This is a genomic window from Vibrio profundi (assembly GCF_005281835.1).
Lineage (GTDB): Bacteria > Pseudomonadota > Gammaproteobacteria > Enterobacterales > Vibrionaceae > Vibrio > Vibrio profundi.
In genome coordinates this window covers 104,237-121,178 of record NZ_RZIS01000004.1, presented here as the reverse complement: position 1 = coordinate 121,178, position 16,942 = coordinate 104,237, and the positions used below count along the sequence as shown (strand labels likewise).

19 protein-coding genes are annotated in these 16,942 nt (G+C 43.7%); 4 read left to right on the top strand and 15 right to left on the bottom strand.

The window, feature by feature from the left end:
- The first annotated feature begins 364 nt into the window (after positions 1-364).
- The 4 genes from ELZ11_RS11945 (at position 365) to ELZ11_RS11930 (ending at position 4,736) form a co-directional block, all read left to right on the top strand.
- Positions 365-913: a sigma-70 family RNA polymerase sigma factor gene (locus ELZ11_RS11945; protein ID WP_208746711.1), complete on the top strand. Its 549-nt coding sequence runs from the start codon at positions 365-367 to the stop codon at positions 911-913.
- Positions 906-1,634, top strand: a complete 729-nt coding sequence (locus ELZ11_RS11940) for a DUF3379 domain-containing protein (RefSeq protein ID WP_137357643.1) — start codon at positions 906-908, stop codon at positions 1,632-1,634. Before ELZ11_RS11945 ends, ELZ11_RS11940 begins: the two co-directional genes overlap by 8 nt.
- Before the next feature lie 270 nt (positions 1,635-1,904).
- The gene (locus ELZ11_RS11935; RefSeq protein ID WP_137357642.1) at positions 1,905-3,167 is read left to right on the top strand and encodes an outer membrane protein transport protein; all 1,263 of its coding nucleotides are present in this window, start codon (positions 1,905-1,907) and stop codon (positions 3,165-3,167) included.
- Between the two features lie 306 nt (positions 3,168-3,473).
- Positions 3,474-4,736 carry an outer membrane protein transport protein gene (locus tag ELZ11_RS11930; protein ID WP_137357641.1) on the top strand — a complete coding sequence of 421 codons (1,263 nt, stop codon included), beginning with the start codon at positions 3,474-3,476 and terminating at the stop codon, positions 4,734-4,736.
- Positions 4,737-4,808: 72 nt separating this feature from the next.
- On the opposite strand, the gene ELZ11_RS11925 is transcribed toward ELZ11_RS11930, so the two are convergent.
- The 15 genes from ELZ11_RS11925 to ELZ11_RS11855 all read right to left on the bottom strand — a co-directional run bounded on the left by ELZ11_RS11925 (position 4,809) and on the right by ELZ11_RS11855 (position 16,942).
- On the bottom strand, positions 4,809-5,600 hold the full coding sequence (locus tag ELZ11_RS11925) for an MlaA family lipoprotein (RefSeq protein ID WP_137357640.1): 792 nt from the start codon (positions 5,598-5,600) through the stop codon (positions 4,809-4,811).
- 102 nt (positions 5,601-5,702) lie between these two features.
- Positions 5,703-6,917, bottom strand: a complete 1,215-nt coding sequence (gene ccmI, locus ELZ11_RS11920; RefSeq protein ID WP_137357639.1) for a c-type cytochrome biogenesis protein CcmI — start codon at positions 6,915-6,917, stop codon at positions 5,703-5,705.
- Positions 6,917-7,402: a cytochrome c-type biogenesis protein gene (locus ELZ11_RS11915; protein ID WP_137357638.1), complete on the bottom strand. Its 486-nt coding sequence runs from the start codon at positions 7,400-7,402 to the stop codon at positions 6,917-6,919. Before ELZ11_RS11915 ends, ccmI begins: the two co-directional genes overlap by 1 nt.
- Entirely contained in the window at positions 7,402-7,953 is a 552-nt protein-coding gene (locus ELZ11_RS11910) for a DsbE family thiol:disulfide interchange protein (RefSeq protein ID WP_137357637.1), read from the bottom strand. The genes ELZ11_RS11915 and ELZ11_RS11910 overlap by 1 nt, the downstream gene beginning before the upstream one ends.
- Entirely contained in the window at positions 7,954-9,930 is a 1,977-nt protein-coding gene (locus ELZ11_RS11905) for a heme lyase CcmF/NrfE family subunit (RefSeq protein WP_137357636.1), read from the bottom strand.
- Positions 9,927-10,412 carry a cytochrome c maturation protein CcmE gene (ccmE, locus tag ELZ11_RS11900; RefSeq protein ID WP_137357635.1) on the bottom strand — a complete coding sequence of 162 codons (486 nt, stop codon included), beginning with the start codon at positions 10,410-10,412 and terminating at the stop codon, positions 9,927-9,929. Before ccmE ends, ELZ11_RS11905 begins: the two co-directional genes overlap by 4 nt.
- On the bottom strand, positions 10,409-10,615 hold the full coding sequence (gene ccmD, locus ELZ11_RS11895; protein ID WP_137357634.1) for a heme exporter protein CcmD: 207 nt from the start codon (positions 10,613-10,615) through the stop codon (positions 10,409-10,411). The genes ccmE and ccmD overlap by 4 nt, the downstream gene beginning before the upstream one ends.
- An 11-nt stretch (positions 10,616-10,626) precedes the next feature.
- On the bottom strand, positions 10,627-11,370 hold the full coding sequence (locus tag ELZ11_RS11890; protein WP_137357633.1) for a heme ABC transporter permease: 744 nt from the start codon (positions 11,368-11,370) through the stop codon (positions 10,627-10,629).
- Positions 11,371-11,464: 94 nt separating this feature from the next.
- On the bottom strand, positions 11,465-12,133 hold the full coding sequence (ccmB, locus tag ELZ11_RS11885) for a heme exporter protein CcmB (protein ID WP_137357632.1): 669 nt from the start codon (positions 12,131-12,133) through the stop codon (positions 11,465-11,467).
- 1 nt (position 12,134) lies between these two features.
- Positions 12,135-12,752, bottom strand: coding sequence for a cytochrome c biogenesis heme-transporting ATPase CcmA (ccmA, locus tag ELZ11_RS11880; RefSeq protein WP_137357631.1), 618 nt, complete (start codon positions 12,750-12,752; stop codon positions 12,135-12,137).
- Positions 12,753-13,008: 256 nt separating this feature from the next.
- Positions 13,009-13,512 carry a DUF2802 domain-containing protein gene (locus ELZ11_RS11875; protein ID WP_137357630.1) on the bottom strand — a complete coding sequence of 168 codons (504 nt, stop codon included), beginning with the start codon at positions 13,510-13,512 and terminating at the stop codon, positions 13,009-13,011.
- Positions 13,512-14,006 (bottom strand): chemotaxis protein CheW, encoded by a 495-nt coding sequence (locus tag ELZ11_RS11870; RefSeq protein WP_137357629.1) that lies wholly within the window; start codon positions 14,004-14,006, stop codon positions 13,512-13,514. The genes ELZ11_RS11875 and ELZ11_RS11870 overlap by 1 nt, the downstream gene beginning before the upstream one ends.
- Before the next feature lie 37 nt (positions 14,007-14,043).
- Positions 14,044-15,057, bottom strand: a complete 1,014-nt coding sequence (locus ELZ11_RS11865) for a chemotaxis protein CheW (protein WP_137357628.1) — start codon at positions 15,055-15,057, stop codon at positions 14,044-14,046.
- A complete protein-coding gene (locus ELZ11_RS11860) occupies positions 15,044-15,826 on the bottom strand; it encodes a ParA family protein (protein ID WP_137357627.1) in 783 nt (260 codons plus the stop codon). Before ELZ11_RS11860 ends, ELZ11_RS11865 begins: the two co-directional genes overlap by 14 nt.
- 9 nt (positions 15,827-15,835) lie before the next feature.
- Entirely contained in the window at positions 15,836-16,942 is a 1,107-nt protein-coding gene (locus ELZ11_RS11855; RefSeq protein ID WP_137357626.1) for a protein-glutamate methylesterase/protein-glutamine glutaminase, read from the bottom strand.

The window sequence follows — 16,942 nt, the reverse complement described above, 5'->3', positions numbered from 1 at the left end:
ACACGACAATAACAATTACAGGCTAAACAGGTTCGACACCAAAACGGTCAAAATTAGGCAAAAAAAAACCACACAGAACTGTGTGGTTGGAATGTATATAAAGCAATTAACTTGCGCCAATTGAAATAATCAGTTTCCTGATTAGGAGAAAGTAAAGTCAGCCTTCAAAAGGAAGTGTCATCTTGCTCAACATGTTAATCAAAAATGACTAACTAGACGACAAGGTGTACTATAACTGGATCGAGGTCTTAGATTTTGAAGTAGATCAATTTTTAATACGATTCTACGATTTCCAGCGCGTCACAACGTATAAAAATAAACTATCCGCAGAGCAATAATGGAGGCTCATGTGTCGATAATTAACATGTTTGGAAAGAAAACTGCAAAACGTCCGGTCAACTCTGATATGGACAAACAAAGAAAATACGAAGCGCTTGTTCGTGCTTACCATCGTGATTTATTTCGCTATGCCTATTGGTTATGTAAAGACAAAAGCATTGCCGAAGATCTAGTACAAGAAACCTGCCTAAGGGCATGGAAATCGCTAGATAGCTTACAAGATGAAAAAGCCGCAAAGTCTTGGCTCATCACTATATTGAGACGAGAAAACGCACGCCGCTTCGAACGCAAGCAGTTTGATCTGGTTGATATAGATGACCATGGTAATGATGCTAAAGTCAGCGATGACCCGCATCATCAGCAAGTATGGTTGCAAGCCCAGATAATGAAATTAGAAGTGGAATACCGCGAACCGCTTTTTCTCCAAGTCATTGGGGGATTCAGTGGTGAAGAAATTGGTGAGATCCTTGAGCTCAACAAAAATACGGTTATGACACGATTATTCCGAGCGAGAAACCAGCTAAAAGAAATGCTGGATTCTGATGACACACTAAAGGGGCAACATAATGGATGATTTAGAATTTCGTCGTCGCGTTTTGTCGGATCCTAAGCTACGTAGCGAAGATATGATCGCCGCGGCAGCAGAAAGTGAAGCCAACAGCAAATTTCTAGATGACGTGCTGTCACTAGATAAACAAATTGCCAATGCAATGCATGTTGACGTGCCTGATGATCTCGCCGATAGAATCTTGTTCAATCAAACTTCCACTGAAGAAACGAATGTCGTTCGCCCTAATTTCGCTAAACGCGCAATGGCGATGGCAGCGTCAGTCGCATTTGCCTGTGGCCTGCTTGTTGGTCAAGTGAATTGGGGGAATGTTATCGTTACTCCCGCACAAGCGAGCTTAGCCGATACCGCAATTAAACACGTAATAGATGAAAGCGGTTTTGTGAGCGTTTTGGATGAGGAAGTAACTTCTCAGCAAATTAACGCAAAAATGCACCCTTTCGCTTACCAGTTTGATGAAGCATTCCCTTACCATGTTTACTACTTAAATCACTGCGGATTCGGAAAATCAAACGCAATGCACATGGTTTTCCAAGGTGAAAAAGGCAAGGTAACCCTATTCCTGACGGGGATTCCAAGCGATAAGGCAGTCGACTTTGACAAACAAGGCATGTCTGGAATGGTCACGCCAATCGACAATAGCAGTATGATCTTAGTGGGCGAAGATGGCGAAGATGTCGCTAAAATCGCTGAAAAGTTAAGTTCTATCATCAAACCTGCAAGTTAATCGTACCGAGGCTCAATATTCAGATTGAGCCTCGGACACGCTATAGCTCATTAAGTTCACATTCACCACGCCAATATCGCTAGAGTTAAAACTCTAAAAAACAGCATTTCCTATCATTTTCCTGACAGATACGCGTCATTTTCATAATTTTCCACTCAAAATAGGATGTGGTCGGATTTCTATATCGTATACTAGCGAATAGGATCAGCCACCATTGAGTATTTGCTCAAATAAATCGCCCTTAGAGGCGGAATAAAAAGGAATAAATAAATGACTAACCAAACGCGTCTGTTTAAAAAGTCTCTTTTAGCAGTAACTATTACAACGATGACACTAGCCTCTTCGCAAGCAATGGCAGCAGGCTTCCAACTTAACGCACAATCAGCAACCGGTATCGGCCGTGCTTTTGCTGGTGATGCAGTAATCGCAGATAACGCATCGGTTATGGCTCGTAACCCTGCAGCGATGGCACTATTTGACAAAACTGAGCTTTCTCTTGGTTTTGAAAGCATCACTTCAATGATTGAAGTGAAAGATGCCGAATACAACATTAACACTGCAACATTCCCCGTTGAAGACACTGACGATGTTGGTGATACATCTATAGCTCCTAATATTCACCTGATTGTACCTGTTAATGACAAGTTTGCGTGGGGTATAAACGCTTACTCAAACTTCGGGACTAAAACGGAATTTTCAGATGATTACGTTGCAACCGAATATGGCGGCTTAACCGACGTAATGAGTATTAATTTTGGCCTTTCTGGCTCATACCGCCTTAATGAACAATGGAGCGTTGGTGCTGGCTTAGACCTTATCTATGGTCAAGGCACAATGAAACGTACAGCGAATGCAAATCTAGGTGGCAACGACTTACTAAATGTTGATAAAGCTGATGGTTGGGCTGTCGGGTTTAACCTAGGGACAGTCTACGAGCTTGATGAAAATAACCGTTTTGGTCTAGCTTATCGTTATAGCCCAGAAATGGTCGCTGAAGACGATAAAGGGCAAGAAATTACATTACCGCTACCTGATATGGCAGAGTTTTCAGGGTATCATAAAATTGAAGATACCAAGTTCGCCGTACATTACTCTGTACAATGGATAGGTTGGGGTGATTTTGACCAAATTGAATTCAGAAACCTTGATGCGGCTACATCCCCAGTAGGTGGAGCTTCAGGTGTTTACGACAAACAGTATCAATGGCAAGATGGTTGGCACTACGCTATTGGTGGTACATACTACCTAAATGATACGTGGACACTTCGTACCGGTTACATGTATGACACAAGTGCACAAGATGACCTAACATCAATATCTGTACCGGATTCAGATCGTCAGTGGCTATCTGCAGGCTTTACGTACCACATTGATTCTGATTCTAATATCGATTTCGGCTTTACTTATTTAATGGGTGAGGAAGTGAAGGTATCTGAAAGCACGCAGATCAGTCCGTCGATTTCTACTGGTGTGAATGCTACCACTCAAGCAGACGCTATTTTGGTTGGTTTACAATATAGCCAAAGCTTCTAACAAAAGCTTTGAAAATCAGTTTAAAGGGTCGCTTTCGCGACCCTTTTCTATACGTAAAATCCAAGAAACATTCCCTTTACCTCTCTATTCCGGCGCACACATGTTGCCCGCAACGCATAATTTCGAACACAAGTGTTCGCTGAAACTTTGCAATAAGTATGAAACAATCAGTTAATTTACCTATAAAAGCATCGTATTTAACAATTTAATTGTTAAAACACTGTTTTATTCGAATTCGATTTTTAAAGTAATAACTCTAAACGTAGAATCTCGCTACTAAATTTAAATAGTTCAGCGAACAATATAATGAAAACAAATAAGACTCTCCTATCAGCCGCAGTGGCTTTCGGTTTACTTTCAACTTCAACGGCTACCAATGCCGCTGGTTTCCAACTTGCAGAATATTCAGCAACAGGCCTTGGCCGCGCGTACGCAGGTGAAGCGGCAATGGCCGACAATGCTGGCGCTCAATGGCGTAACCCTGCAATGCTGACTTACCTTGAAGGCACTCAGGTTTCTATCGGTGCAATCTATGTTGATCCGAATATTGATATCGAAGGCACATCCGGTACAGGTGCGACTAAATCTGAAGATTTTGCGCACGATGCTGTGATTCCAAACCTTTACATTTCTCATAAATATTCTGACAAATTTGCTCTAGGCCTAGCTGTCGGCACAAACTATGGAATGGAAACGGATTTAGGAGATGATTTCGGTGGCGCGAACCACGGAAATGAAGCCAGCGTTATCAGTAAAGAAGTCAATCTAAACGCTGCATATCAAGTACAAGATAACCTATCTATAGGTGGCGGTATCCGCTACGTTATCGCTGAAGGTAGCTTCGGGGCTAAAGCTGCAGCAGATTTCGCTCCGCTTGCTATTAGTAAAGGCGACACCCTGAAATATATGGAAGGCGATGATACCGCTTGGGGTTGGCAAGTAGGTACAGCGTGGCAAATTAGTGAAGAGCATCGTTTAGGTTTCACTTACAAATCTGAAATTGATCTAACTTTAGAAGGTTACGCAGAAGGTGCAGGATTCACTTTGCCTCAAGGCGTAAGGAAAGACGGCTCCATGGAGCTAGCTCTTCCAGCTACCGCTGAAATTGCGTCATTTCACCAATTAACAGAAACACTAGCAATTCACGCAAGTATTAACTGGACTGATTGGAGTAGTTTCGAAAAGCTAGTAGCAGACTTCCCTAGCGACCCATCGGTATTAATCAAAGAAGAAAACTGGGAAGATAACTACCGCTTTGCCATTGGTACAACTTACCAGATGACTCCTAAGCTAGCATTACGCTCTGGTATTGCATACGACACTTCGGCTGTAAGCGAAGAGCACCGTACAGCGACTATTCCAGAAACTGATCGTACTTGGCTAAGTATTGGTGCTGGTTACCAATGGTCAGAACAGCTAACGTTAGACGCGGGCTTTACGTACATCATTGCTAAAGATGCAAAAATGCTAGAAGACGACACAAGTTCAGCACCGTTCGGTGGCGACTTTGAAGGCGAAGTAACAGGCAGTATTTGGCTTGTAGGTATTCAAGCGAACTACCGCTTCTAACCTTTATCTTAGATATACAAAAAAGCTTGGTGCTATGCACCAAGCTTTTTCTCTTTCATCGATAAATATTACCTAGAAGTCTTCGTCTAGGTATTCGTCTAAATAATCTTCTTCCGCTTCATCAACTTCATTTGTATCGATTTCAGCTTTGAAGTCACGTCTTTGTATGTAGATTTCACGTGTTAGAGCATATGGATCTGGTGAATCATGCAGTATCGCCTCTTGCGAAGCCAACATCGCGCGTGATTCCATTCCTTCTAATGCCCACTTGCCAAGACCTGCCCAGAAATTCAGTAAAGATAAAGGTACATACATACCATCGACCGTTTCAGTGACTTCACGTGTTGTCACAGGCCCATAGCCCGGGACCATAAAGTAAGGGCCGTTCCCTACTCCGTAATGACCTAATGCATCAGAGAAGGACTTATCATCGTACTTAGTGATCCCAGCGGCGCTAGCGATATCGATGAGGCCTAACAAACCAAACGTGGAGTTCATCCAAAATCGATTAAAGTGATCAAGAGCCTTTTCACCATTGCCCATGAGCAAGTTGTTCACCATACTAGAAGGTTCATCTAAGTTAGATAAGAAATTGGAAATACCGGTACGAACTGGAACAGGCGTGTAATCAACATAAGCAAGTGAAACAGGGCGAACAAAGTAAGGATCGAGATAATCGTAGTTAATCGTCCACATCGCACGGTTAAAACTCTCGAACGGGTCATTCGGGTGAGATTCATCGACTTCAGAAGATGACGTTTGTAGATCGCCATCGGAAGATTCATTTTCTGGAACACTAGAACAACCTACAACAAAACTTGCTAGCAATAACACATAGGTCAGTCTAAATACACGTGTCGACATGTGGCCTTTTCCATAAGAAGTGTTTATAAAAAGAAAGGCCAGCAATCGCTGGCCTCAATCGTTGTAACAAGTTTATACCGAAATGGTAAGAATCGGAATGCCCTAGTATTGTTTCTCGATATTGATCGTCACTGGTTCACCCAATTTAACGACTTCACTTTCGCCATACCAGTCACCATCACGAGTAGCAACGTTACCGTCACTATCTAGTCTTGCGCGCACCATTAGGCTTTCAAGACTAGACAAATTACGGCCTTCCATCATGCTATTTCCATCATCAAGTACTACAGTACGAGGGAAACTGCCTAATGGGTAACGTGCCGCTGCGATTGGCATCGGTGAACCGTCTGCACCGTGCACTGAAACAATCAATACAGAATTTGGATCTGCATTTACTGTATCAGCCAGGTCCAATGTAACCGCTACACTTTTACCTGTTGCGATATTGCTACCCATCTTCTTGGTTGCACTTTCAATACTACGACTCAGCATTTCATAGCGGCTATCTTCTGGCCCAATCATTTGCTGCATGATACTCCAGTACTTAACAGCACCAGGGTAGTCTTGACGTTCAAACGCATCAAATGCCAGTAACGAGAACACTCTTAGATCGACGTAATCATTCTGAATTAAGCGACTAAGCTGCAGTCTTGCTTCATTTTGATCTGCTTCATCTGGTGAAAGCATGAGTGCTTGAGCGTAACCTAACTGAACATCATCGTTTTTCGGCTCTAAACGATAGGCATTTTTCATCGCATCGATAGCCGTATCAGCATCACGGTTTGCTAGCGCAATTCTACCTAGCAGCAACCAACCTGTAGAGTCTTTCGGCTGGTAATGTAAACGAGTACGAAGTGCCAAGGTTAGATCAGACATTTCATCTTCAGTAAGCGCTGTTCCATCTGGTGACATTAGCTTTTTAGATAGCGCTGGTAAGTTAGCACTAACTTCTTGCCAATGCTGAACCTTATCTGCAGCACCAAACTTCGCGTACATTCCGTAAGTCACAACTATCACTAAAGCGACTGAAGGAACAAGCACTCCCATCGTCGACATTTTAGTTTGCTGAACTTTTTCTTGTGTCGGAATATCATCTAATAAAGACTGTTTTAAGTCAGCAATCAGTTCTTGCTGATCTTCGACCAAACCTTCCGCGGTTTCCTCTTCAAGCTCAGTGAGTCGGTCTTTATAGAACGCTTTATTTAACTCGTCACGCAACGCTTCGTCATTGTTCGCTTTCTGTTTTAAAAGCGGCAATGCCACGAGAGCACAGGCTAAAAGAGTAAGAACAATGGTAGATACCCAAAATAGCGTCATTATCTTTTGTCTCCGTCGTTGTTCTCTTCTTCAAGTAACTCTTTTAGGCGCGCTTCTTTGTCTGCGTCCCAATCTTTTTTAGACTCAGCCACTTTCGATTTACCTTTGCGGCTACGTAATACAATTAAGCCAAAACCGAAGATTATGACTGCAAACGGGCCAACCCAAAGAATGGCGGTTGCAATCGTCAGAGGCGGATTATAAGTAACAAAGTTGCCGTAACGAGCAATCATGTAATCAATGATTTCTTGCTCTGACTGACCTTGTTTTGTCATCTCATACACTTTTTGACGAAGATCCTGAGCAAGCTCAGCATTTGAATCGCCAATAGTGTTGTTCTGACATTTAGGACAACGAAGTGTATTACTTAGGTCTTTGAACTGCTGCTCTTGATCCAAGGTTTCAAATTCATACACTTCAATTGCTGCCGTCGCAGTGAGTGACACTGCGAACGTTGCGACTAAAGCGAGTAGGAAACGTTTCATTATTTCGCCTCCTCTAACAGCTCTTGATACATAGGCTCAAGCGTTTCATTCCAATTGCTATCGTTTACATCGCCAACATGACGGTAGCGAACGACACCATTTGCATCGATAAGAAACGTTTCTGGCGCGCCGTACACACCTAGGTCAAGCCCTAGCATACCATCACCATCAAACAAGCTAATAAGGTATGGATTACCAAGCTCGTTTAACCACTGAACCGCTTTATTACGATCATCTTTATAGTTAAGGCCGATAATCTTTACGCCTTCAGCAGCCAATTTATTTAGGTATGAGTGCTCTGCGTAACACGTTGGGCACCAAGTTGCCCAAACGTTAAGTAGCAAAGGCTCACCTTTAAAAATAGCCTGATCGTATAACTTTCCTGGCTCTGCTAAATCTTCTAAACGAAACTCTGGTACCGTTTTACCAATCAGTACAGATTCCAGTTTAGTCGGATCATCGCCACCTTGGTTACGAACCAGTTGGGTGGCGAAAACCATTGCTAGCACCATAAATGCAATCAGCGGAATAAATAGAATTTTTTTGTTCATTTATGCCTCCTGCTCTTCAAGCTGCTGCTTCTTTTTTTCAGTTTTACGGAAACGGTAACGACGGTCTGTGATCGCTAAACCACCACCAATCGACATAATCAATGAACCAGCCCAAATCCAACGTACGAACGGTTTGTAGTAAATACGTACAGCCCAAGACTTGTTGTCGTCTAAACGCTCACCCATCGCAATGTATAGGTCACGAGTGATACCACGATCAATTGCTGCTTCTGTCATCATCGACTTAGCCGTTGTGTAGAAGCGCTTCTCTGCATGAAGCGTGTTAATGTACTTGCCGTCTTTCGTTATTTCGAAGTCAGCAATGTAACCGTCGTAGTTAGGACCGTCTTTGTCACGCACACCATCAAAGTAGAAGTTGTATTCGTTTAGCTGGAAGCTTTCGCCCGGCGCTAAACGTACATCACGTTCGATACTGTAGTTTTGAACCATTGCAATACCGATCACCGTTACCGCTAAACCGATGTGACCACACATCATCGCCCAATGGCTACGCTGTAGTTTCTTAATACCTTTAAAGAAAGTGTCACGGTGAGTCGCACGCTCGTACAATTCGAAACCGTGCATGCTAATGATCCATAGCGCCATTACCCAACCGATAAACGCCATCGTGTTAAAGCGTTCCGCCAAAAGAACCACAAACAGTGCGCCTAGGCCAAATGAAATAGCGCCGGACACCAACATTGGCTTGATCAACTTAGATAAGTTGTCACGCTTCCAACGGATCAGTGGACCGATACCGAGCAAGAACGAGAACGGGATCATCAACCATGCGAACAGCATGTCGAAGAACGGTGCACCAATAGATACTGAACCTAAACCAATCTGTTTATGAACTAGCGGTAATAACGTACCAACCAACACCACAACAAGTGCTGCGATAAGAAGGATATTGTTACCTAGCAATGCATTTTCACGAGAAACAAGGTCGAAGTTTCCGCGTACGCGGACCGCCGCACCTTTAACTGCGAATAATAGTAATGAACCACCGATTACGAAGACTAAGAAGCCTAAGATAAACATGCCGCGCGCTGGATCTGAAGCAAATGCGTGAACAGATACAAGAATGCCCGAACGAACTAGGAAGGTACCTAATAAGCTCAATGAGAATGCAGAGATTGCTAGTAGTACAGTCCACGCCTTAAATGTGCCGCGCTTTTCTGTCACAGCTAAAGAGTGCATTAGAGCAGTACCTGCCAACCAAGGCATGAATGACGCGTTTTCTACTGGATCCCAGAACCACCAGCCGCCCCAGCCAAGTTCATAGTAAGCCCACCATGAACCTAGAGCGATACCTAGTGTTAGGAATAACCATGCAGCGGTAGTCCACGGACGAGACCAACGAGCCCAAGCAGTATCTAATCGACCTGACATCAAAGATGCAATAGCAAAAGAGAACGCAACCGAGAAGCCAACGTAACCCATGTAAAGCATTGGCGGGTGAATAATCAAACCCGGATCTTGAAGCAATGGGTTCAAGTCACGACCATCTACCGGGAAGAAAGGTAGTGTTCGGATGAACGGGTTCGATGTCACGATAATGAACAGCAAGAAGCCAACAGTGATTAGGCCCATGATAGCCAATACACGTGCAACAGATTCTTGAGGCATACCACGGCTAAACGTAGCAACCGCTACTGTCCAACCTGCTTGAATCAATACCCAAAGCAATAGTGAGCCTTCATGAGCGCCCCAAACTGCGGTAATACGATAGTACCAAGGAAGCTGCGTATTCGAGTTATTCGCGACATATTCGACGGTAAAGTCGTTGGTATAGAATGCATAACATAAAATAACAAACGACAGAGCGAGGAATAAGAACATCCCCCAAGATAGTGGTCTTGCGCTATTCATTAGCATAGTGTTGTTTTTAGCTGCACCGTATAACGGCAGCACGCTCAACAACAAAGCTAAGCCTAGCGAAAGGATCATGGCAAATTGGCCAATCTCAGCGATCATTTCGCGCTTCCTTCTTTTTGCTCAGAAGAATATTGCAATGGTTCATGAGTCTTCTTCATTGCTTCTGCCACTTCAGTTGGCATGTATTCTTCATCGTGTTTTGCAAGTACTTCGAACGCTTCAATCGTTGTCGCATCTTTTAGTACGCCTTGAGCTACGATGCCTTGACCTTCACGGAACAAATCTGGAAGGATGCCATCGTAGTAAATAGTGACTTTCGGGCCTACATCAGCCAGGTCGAAACTCACACGCAGTGATTCTTGGTCACGCTTAACAGAGCCAACTACTACCATGCCACCAATACGGAGTCTTTGTCCGACTTCAGGCTTAGTACCGTCTGGTTTACCGTTCACTAATTCAGTTGGGGTATAGAACAAGTCCATATTCTGATTCAGTGCATAAACCATCAAACCGACAGTGGCACTAATACCCAAAAAGATAGCTAATACGATCCCTAGCCTCTTTTTACGTCTTGGATTCATAGAGTGTTCTCCATATTTTTTGCTGCATCGATTCGCGCTTGGCGATCAATTTTAGCCTGTACTTCATTTAGCAATTTTTTGCCACGACGAATGCTCACGATGTATAGAATAAACATCGACAAATAGGTGATTCCAAATGCGCTCCACACATAAGAGGCATAACCTCCCATAGCAAAGAAATCACTCAGAGATTCAAAATACATATTTAATTACCTCACTGAGCTTTTTCAGCTGCAAGTTTACGAACCCAAGGGCGATGACCTTCTTTACTGATGATTTCATTTCTGAAACGAACCATAGTCAAAGCGCCAAAGAAGAACGCAAAACCGAAAATATTTAATAGAAGTGGCCATAACATATCGCTAGAAATGGATGGCTTCGCGAATTTGGTGATCGTTGCACCTTGGTGAAGTGTATTCCACCACTCAACAGAGAAGTGAATGATCGGTAGATTGATTACGCCAACAATGGCCAAAATACCTGCTGCTTTCGCCGCAGTCTTTTGGTCGTCGAATGCGTGATAAAGCGCGATAACACCAAGATACAAAAATAGAAGAATGAGTTCAGAGGTTAAACGGGCATCCCATACCCACCAAGCACCCCACATAGGTTTACCCCAAACCGCACCCGTCAATAGAGCGATAAAAGTAAACACAGCACCAATTGGCGCCATAGCGAGAGCGGCCATGTCTGACAACCTTACTTGCCACACTAAGCCGATAAAGGCAGCGATTGCCATCGACATGTATACGCCCATCGACCAGATAGCAGAAGGAACGTGAATGTAGATGATTCGGAAACTATCGCCCTGCTGGTAATCAGAAGGAGCAAAAGCTAGCCCCCATACTGTGCCAACCGATAAGCACAATAAGGCCAATACTGAGAACCAAGGTAGAAGCTTACCTGCCAACTGGTAGGAAGTTTCTGCTTTGGCGTAGGGATGTAGCCATTTCCACATATTTTTTCTCACTCTTACTTCATATTGCTTACAGCATATTTCTTACTGCAATTATTATATTTTTAAGACGACTCTATGAGTCTTATATTTCGAATTAGTTCACGCTCACACGTAAAGCGGCACTTATCGCAAACGGGGTCATAGTCATAGCCCCAACAAACATCGCACCCAAAATCGCAAGCTGTCCGTTATACGCGACACCAAGAGCTGCCGCATCGATGGCTGACGTGGCAAAAATTAAGATTGGTATGTACAAAGGCAGTATTAACAAACTCAGTAATACCCCACCCTTTTGTAACCCAACGGTCAACGCCACGCCTATCGCTCCAATAAAGCTCAGTGCCGGAGTGCCTACAAGAAGAGTAAGCACGACAGAGAGCCAAGTATCGAAGTTTAAAGATAACAAAACCGCCAATAATGGGCTGATGAGGATTAATGGTAATCCAGTCAATAACCAGTGCGCTATGACCTTGGACAATACTACCAACTGCAACGGGATGGGCATCAGCATCATTTGTTCTAATGATCCGTCTTGAAAATCATCCCTAAATAATCGTTCTAAAGACAACAAAGCCGATAAGAGCGCAGCTACCCAAACAATACCTGCCGCAATTCGAGCTAAGAGGTTTGGCTCAGGCCCAATACTCAAAGGAAACAATGTGATCACTATGATAAAAAACCACAGAGGGTTAAAAATGTCGGCCTGACGGCGAAAAGCAATCAATAGCTCACGACGAATGATCGTTGTCATTGAAGAAATCATTTTACTCACCCAGTTTTATTTTTTTTAGTTTCGGGCTATCAGCAAACATGTCTTGGTGAGTGGTTAATAAAACGATTCCACCACTTTCTGCATGTTTCATGAATAACGACTCTAGAACTTTCACACCTTGCTTATCAATTGCGGTCAAAGGCTCATCTAGAATCCAAAGTTTTTGCTTACTTAACCACAAACGGGCTAGCGCGACTCGTCGCTGTTGACCTGCCGATAGCTGGCCAGCAGGTACATCCTCTCGCCCTGCCAATCCGACTTGGGTCAGAGCAAAATAGATATCGTCTTTGGTTGAGGTCGAGCTATGAATAGACTGATAGAAATGTAAGTTTTCGTACGCACTCAACTCTCTTTTGACGCCTGTCTGGTGACCTAGAAACAATAAATCTTGATGGTACGCATCACGATTAGATTGAATCGACTCACCTTTCCACGCAATTGAACCCTCATCTCGGTCTCCCAACCCAGAGATAATCCTGAGTAAGGTCGTTTTACCAGTACCATTTCGACCTTCGACTTGCACAAGATCCCCAGCTTGAAGCTGGAATGATAAAGATTCAAATAAGACTCTTTCGTCACGAATAGCGGTTAAGTTTGAGACTTCTAACATGCGTACAATTGGTATGAAAATGAGATTGCTATAGTAGCACAGCAAATAGGGCACAAAATAGGACTAGCGGTTGAGGAATGAACAAACTCCGTAAGAAACTGTTAATGTGTCATCACAATTTACACATTTACCGACTTACGCGTTATTTCTCGCCGGAACAATCACTTAGATACATCGTTCTATAAATAGAATACCGAAAACAAAAAAAGAAGCCGAAGCTTCTTTTCTAAAATGTAACTGTTTGATATTCCGAATATCACCGCCGATGTTTTCGACGAGGTGGAACTTCATTTGCTTCCTGAGCGTGTGTCGGATTACTGCGCAACGGTGGCACTTTTTCCTTTCCTGCAAGCTTATTTTGCAAAGACATCATAAGCTCCGCTTCTGCTTTCGGAAGTTCACACTCTTCAATCAGTTCATTAATACCAGCCCCGAGCTGTACCATTTTGGTCGCTCGTGTATAAAGCCTACCATCCGTGTCTGCGTGTTCTAGTTCAACAACTCTTTCATTTAAGTGCTGAATGATATCTTGCTGCTCAGTAACTCGCTGGCCCAAGCCAACCACAACAGAACGGACTTCAAGAAGTTGCTTACTGGATTTTTGTAGTTCTTTCTCAAGCGCTCGCACGTGTTGGCGAGACTGTTGCACTTGCTGCTGCAATACTGATTTGATACGAATAAGTACGACAGCAAACAACAGTACAATAATACTAATACCGCCTATAAGCAGTATCGGGCTTGAAAGCATTGCCTCATCCATTATAGGTGAGCCATTTCATCCCATTCTTCGTCGCTAAGTAGCTTGTTCAAATCAACAAGGATAAGAAGCTTACCATCACGGTTACTTACACCTTGGATGAACTTAGCACTTTCATCAGTACCTACACTTGGTGTGGTATCAATTTCAGAAGAACGTAGGTAAACCACTTCAGCCACGCTATCAACTAAGATACCAATTACTTGGCGCTCAGATTCGATTACGATGATACGAGTATTATCCGTGATCTCACCTTGCATTAGGCCGAAACGTGAACGAGTATCGATAACTGTAACAACATTACCACGTAGGTTAATAATACCTAATACATAGTCAGGAGCACCTGGTACCGGAGCGATTTCACTATAACGAAGAACTTCACGTACTTGCATTACGTTAATGCCGTACGTTTCTTCTTCTAGTTGGAATGTCACCCACTGAAGTACTTCATCATTACCCTGATCTTTTCTTACTTCTACTTCGTTCGTTTGAGACATATTTAATCCTCTTAATGTCGTTCCCGACTCACTATTATTAATCTAATGCTTTTACATCTAGCCCTGCATTAAGCATAGCTATTAATGCTTCAACATGAATCAAAGCACACATTTTTTCTTTGACCATACCGGCAAGCCAAGGGCGTTTCCCCGCTTGCTCTCGCCAGCGTACTTTCTCAGTATTGAGTAACTCTGTACCTTTAAGCTCAGTACTTGCGAGCCCCCATAGGCTTTCGCCTAACATTACAATATATTGATAATTTTCTTTATAAGAATCATCAACTAATTTTTCAGGCATCACCCACTTAGCGGTATCGACAACATCAAGTTGATTGTCGCGATTGGTTTGTAAACCTAAATACCAAGCAGGTCGACCTATTAAATTACTTAAATCGGCCAGTTTGTGAATTCCACCAAGCTCGTCGAGAGGCACAGCAAAAGTCACACCGTTAACATCAAAATACAGGACTTGGAAGTCTTCCTGCCTAACGGTACTTTCCCAAGTTGTTAGGCTGTCGCTGCCGCCAGTTTGAGTTTCCGGTTCAACAGCTATTTCTGGTTCAGCGTTGTCAACAACAGGCTCAATTACTTCCTGCTCAATGACCACCTCTTCTTCAATGTCCCAGCCCTGAATTTCTTCAACGGTTTCTACATCTTCAACAACAGGCTCAGCGACTTCTTCTACTGCTGTGACCTGAGCAAGTTGTTCAGTATTTTGATCAATGACCTCTTCGAGGTTCAGCTCAGCGACAACATTGGTTGATTCCAACTGACTCAATAACTTTTGAACATCATCAAGGTTCGGTACTTCTAGCTCTTCTGCTTTGATCTCAGAATAAGTGCTAAAAGTACTCGGCTGAGGTTGAGGCTCTGGCTCTGGCTCTGGCTCTGGCTCTGGCTCTGGCTCTGGCTCTGGCTCTGGCTCTGCAGATGATATATCTACAATATTCTCGTCAAGCAATTCTTCAACGGCTTCCGGAGTTTCGTCCAATAAAGCGGTGAAATAGTCGTCGAGCGCTTGCTCGCTTGAAAGGCTGTTAAAGTTGCTCATCTATTGCCAGCCTCTCAAGATAAATAAGCAGCTGCTTGTAAGCAAACACGCCACGACTCCCAGAAGCAAAATGAGAAGCGGGTAAACGCTTCAAACTCGCGTCTCTGAACTTGGTATCAATCGGAACGGCAGACGACCAAACTTGGTCTGGGTAATCATTTTTAAGCTGGGTTAACGTCTGTAAAGATGCCTTTGTACGTTTGTCGTACATAGTCGGTACGATCGTCACTTTAAAAGGATCTTTACGCGACTTCTGCATTATAGTCAGCGTTCTGACCATACGCTCCAAGCCTTTCATCGCTAAGAATTCAGTTTGAACTGGAATCAAGATACGATCACTGGCTGCCAACGCGTTAACCATCATGACCCCTAAAATAGGTGGGCAATCGATCAACACATAGTCATAGTCATTTTGAAGGGCATGCAACGCACGCTTTAGAATAAGCCCCATACCACTTCGATTACCCATCACACGATCTAACGTAGCTAAAGACATATGAGCAGGAATGATATCAATCCCTTCTACCCCAGTTTTTAGCAGTAATGGTTTAACGCTCTGAGGGGAGTATTCTTTTAATTGAAACAAGTCAAACAAACTGGCTTCAACCGAATCCGAATCAAAGCCTAAGTAAGTTGTTAGTGATGCGTGCGGATCAGTATCGACAAGTAAAACGCGATGCCCTTTTTGACTCAGTAAGCCAGCAAGCGTAACCGTCGTTGTCGTTTTACCGACTCCACCTTTTTGGTTTGCAACACTCCAAACAATCATGAATAGTCCCTAGGCCTGCCCGACTTCAACAAGCATTCGCTCGGCAATTCTATCAAGAGGCAGATCTTCAGTTGAAATGCCCGCCTTAGCTACTGCTTGTGGCATGCCATATACAACGCAGCTATCTTCGTCTTGTGCCCAAATCGTTGCGCCAGCTGATTTCAACATACGTGCGCCTTCACGACCATCCGCACCCATTCCGGTCAAGACCATAGAAAGTACTTTGTCGTTGTAAATTTTAGCTGCTGAGCCAAACGTTACATCAACACATGGCTTGTAGTTCATGCGTTCGCCGCCATCGATAATTCTAAGGCGTGCAGAACCTGGTCGACCATCTATCATCATTTGCTTGCCGCCTGGAGCTAAATACGCAACACCCGGTTTCAGTACATCACCATCTTCTGCTTCCTTCACCTGAATCTTACATAGAGTATTCAAGCGGCTTGCGAACGCAGCGGTAAAGGTCGCCGGCATATGTTGAATCAACACTATAGGATGTGGGTAATTCGCAGGTAAGCGCGTCAGAATTTTCTGCAGTGCAACTGGCCCGCCGGTAGACGTACCAATCGCCGTTAGCTGATATTTTTTACCCGAAGCTTTAAAGCGAGCTGCCGCAGAAGGAGCTGCTGGCGCACTACGGGGAGCAGGTGCTGCACTACGTGTAGTTGATGTCGCAGCTGGCGCAGTTCGAGCAACAGGAGCTCTTCTCATCATGCCGCGTTTTGATGCAATCTGAATCACTCGTTGTTGCAGAAGCGACACTGCATCATCTCGATTACGCGCTATGTCTTCAAATTTCTTAGGAAGAAAATCCAACGCCCCAGCATCTAACGCATCAAGAGTCGCTTTTGCGCCATCATGCGTTAGAGAAGAGAACATTAAGATCGGAGTTGGACAAGCAGCCATAATTTCACGGACGGCAGTGATACCGTCCATAACAGGCATTTCGATGTCCATTGTTATTACATCAGGTTTCAGTTGTTTTGCTTTTTCAACAGCTTCACGACCATTAACGGCAACGTCCATCACCTCTAGGCGAGCTTCTGAGTTGATGATTTCGCTTACACGACGGCGAAAAAAACTTGAATCATCAACGACTAATACTTTAATCGCCAT